Raw genomic sequence first — 460 nt, 5'->3', positions numbered from 1 at the left:
AGTATTCTCTACCTGACCACCTGTGTCGGTTTGGGGTACGATTGACTGTTACCTAGAGCTTAGAGGCTTTTCCTGGAAGCGTAGCATCGGTTACTTCGCCACCGTGGTGGCTCGTCATCACGCCTCAGTGTTATGGTGTTCCGGATTTGCCAAAAACACCCACCTTCACGCTTAAACCGGGACTACCGTCGCCCGGCCAACCTAGCTTTCTCCGTCCCCCCTTCGCAGTAACAGCCAGTACAGGAATATTAACCTGTTTCCCATCGACTACGCTTTTCAGCCTCGCCTTAGGGGTCGACTCACCCTGCCCCGATTAACGTTGGACAGGAACCCTTGGTCTTCCGGCGAGCGGGTTTTTCACCCGCTTTATCGTTACTTATGTCAGCATTCGCACTTCTGATACCTCCAGCAGCCCTCACAGGCCACCTTCGACGGCTTACAGAACGCTCCCCTACCCAAC

Annotated in this window: 1 rRNA gene; it reads right to left on the bottom strand. The window is 54.3% G+C overall.

The window, feature by feature from the left end:
• A 23S ribosomal RNA gene (locus DDT52_RS20830) occupies nt 1–460 on the bottom strand; the annotation flags it as partial.

This window comes from Brenneria roseae subsp. roseae (assembly GCF_003115845.1).
Taxonomy (GTDB): Bacteria; Pseudomonadota; Gammaproteobacteria; order Enterobacterales; family Enterobacteriaceae; genus Brenneria; species Brenneria roseae.
This window is presented reverse-complemented; position numbering and strand designations above follow the sequence as displayed.